General features: G+C 65.7%; 3 protein-coding genes. 2 read left to right on the top strand and 1 reads right to left on the bottom strand.

Annotated features, from left to right (window positions below; genetic code table 11):
* The coding region (locus EN893_RS30155) for an ornithine cyclodeaminase family protein (protein WP_164901243.1) at nucleotides 1-684 on the top strand (684 nt) is incomplete at its 5' end.
* 126 nt (nucleotides 685-810) lie between these two features.
* On the opposite strand, the gene EN893_RS30150 is transcribed toward EN893_RS30155, so the two are convergent.
* On the bottom strand, nucleotides 811-1,428 hold the full coding sequence (locus tag EN893_RS30150) for an XRE family transcriptional regulator (RefSeq protein WP_127271375.1): 618 nt from the start codon (nucleotides 1,426-1,428) through the stop codon (nucleotides 811-813).
* A 135-nt stretch (nucleotides 1,429-1,563) separates the two neighbouring features.
* On the opposite strand from EN893_RS30150, the gene EN893_RS30145 reads away from it, so the two are divergent.
* Nucleotides 1,564-2,184, top strand: a 621-nt coding sequence (locus tag EN893_RS30145; RefSeq protein ID WP_164901242.1) for an FAD-dependent oxidoreductase, incomplete at its 3' end; no start/stop codon positions are given.

Below are 2,184 nucleotides of genomic sequence, written 5' to 3'. Positions count from 1 at the left end.
CTGTTCGACCCGCAGACGGGCATGCCGGTCTGCGTCATGGATGGCACCTACATCACCGCCGTGCGCACCTCCGGCTCGGCCGTGCTTTCGGTGCGTGAACTCGCCCGCCGCGACGCCAAGGTCGCGACGGTGGTCGGCGCCGGTGTGCAGGCCGGCCAGCATCTGCATCTTTTGCCGCTGGTGCGCGATTTCGCCGAAATCCGCGTTGTCTCGAAGGAGTTTTCGGATGCACAGGCGCTCGCCGCGCAACATCCCGGCGTCGTTGCCGTCGCCGATATCGAGGCCGCGGTGCGCTCGTCTGACGTCGTCTGCCTGGCAACGCATTCCTATGCGCCGGTGATCTCGGCCGACTGGGTGCGGCCCGGCACCCATGTCTCGTCGGTCGGCGTCGCCCCACCCGGCGGCGAGTTGCCGGTCGAGCTTGTCGGGCGGGCCATCCTTTTCGTCGAGACCAAGGACGCCTTCGCGCCGACCCCGGTCGGTTCCTGCGAACTGGTGGGCATTGATCCGGAAACCGGAACCGAGCTTGGCGAAATGCTGCTCGGACTGCGGCCGGGACGCGTCAGCGCCGATCAGGTCACCGTCTACAAGGCCATGGGCGTTGCAATGGAAGACATGGTGGCCGCCGATCTCGCCTATCGCGAAGCGGTTCGGCGCGGAATGGGACGTGTAGTTGCGCTGTAGCGGAGCCGCTCAATTGTTGGAGCCAGCGCCGCCCGTCGATAGGATCGTCCTTCTCCCCGTGAACGGGGAGAAGATGGCGGCAACCAGATGAGGGGCAGCACCAACGTGGAGGGTTGGGACCTGCCCCTACCCCTCCACCGTCTCCAGCACGCTCAGCAGCGCGCCCTCCATGTCAGGCTCGTCGCCGGAGCAGACGCACAGCATCTCGGCGTCGCCCTCGCCCACCGACAGGTAGGCGTGACCCATGGTGGAATCGATATAGACGCTGTCGCCCTGTTTCAGCCGCACCGGCGCGTACTGGTCGGTGTGCAGCTCGATCTCGCCCTTGAGCACGATCAAAAATTCCTCGCCGGCATGCCTGGTCAGCGGGCCGAATTCCTGCAGCGTGCGGGCGCGTGCATAGGCGTGGATCGGCACCATGCGCTTGCGCACCAGATCGGTGGCCAGATAGCGGTAATCGTAGTTGCGGGTCAGCTGGCGCAGCGTGTTGGACTGCGAGGTCACCGAACGACGGGTGCGCGCGGCCGGCTGCTTGCGGTCGCCGCTGAGCAGCTCGGTGACATGGATGCTCAGCCCCTCGCAGATCTGCAGCAGCTTGTCGTAGCTCAGCGACATCTGGTCGTTCTCGACTTTGGACAGCGTCGACACCGCGACGCCAGTCAGCGTGCTGACCTCCTGCAAGGTCCAGCCATGCGTCTTCCTCAAGCCGCGCAGGCAATCACCGAGGTTCGGTTGCTCCGACATCGTCAGCTCCTGGCGCGGCCACCGGGCCGCTTCTTCACCCTAGGTAGTCCAACTCCCTGCCGCCATCAACAACGCTAACAATTTTCTTATACGCTAAATATTGACTGGATACGAAATTATTTCTACCCCTAGGACATGCAGTCCAAGTCTCTCCAAAAAATCGTCGTCATCGGAGGCGGCATTGCCGGCCTTTCGCTGGCGACGGCCGTGCAATCCTGGGCCGAGATCACCGTGCTCGAGCGCGAGCCGCATCTCGGCTACCACGCTAGCGGCCGCTCCGCGGCGCTGTTTTCCGAAACCTATGGCAATGCGCTGGTGCGGGCGCTGTCGCTGGCCAGCCGGCAGGCGATCATCGATGGCGGCTTCGCCGCCCACCGGCGCGGCGCGCTGCACGTCGGCGGTGTCGAAGACAGTGCAGCCGTCGACCGCATGGCGGCCGAGATGCAGGCGCTGGTGCCGAGCGTACGGCGCCTGTCAGCAGCAGAAGTCACCGCGCTGGTGCCGGTCATCGCCACGGCAACCACCTGCGGCGGCGTGCATGAACCCGGCGCGCTCGATGTCGACACGGGAAAGATGCTTGCAGCTTCAGCCTCCGCGCTCAAGGCCGGCGGCGGCGTGATCCGCACCGGCGAGGAAGTGCTGGAGATTTCCCGCGTCGCAAATGGCTTCAGCGTCACCACCAATGCCGGCGCCTACCAGGCCGACATCGTCGTCGACGCCGCTGGCGCCTGGGTCGATGTCGTCGCCGGGCTGGCC

Source organism: Mesorhizobium sp. M7A.F.Ca.CA.004.04.2.1, from assembly GCF_004022825.1.
In the GTDB taxonomy this organism is placed as follows: domain Bacteria; phylum Pseudomonadota; class Alphaproteobacteria; order Rhizobiales; family Rhizobiaceae; genus Mesorhizobium.
This window is presented reverse-complemented; position numbering and strand designations above follow the sequence as displayed.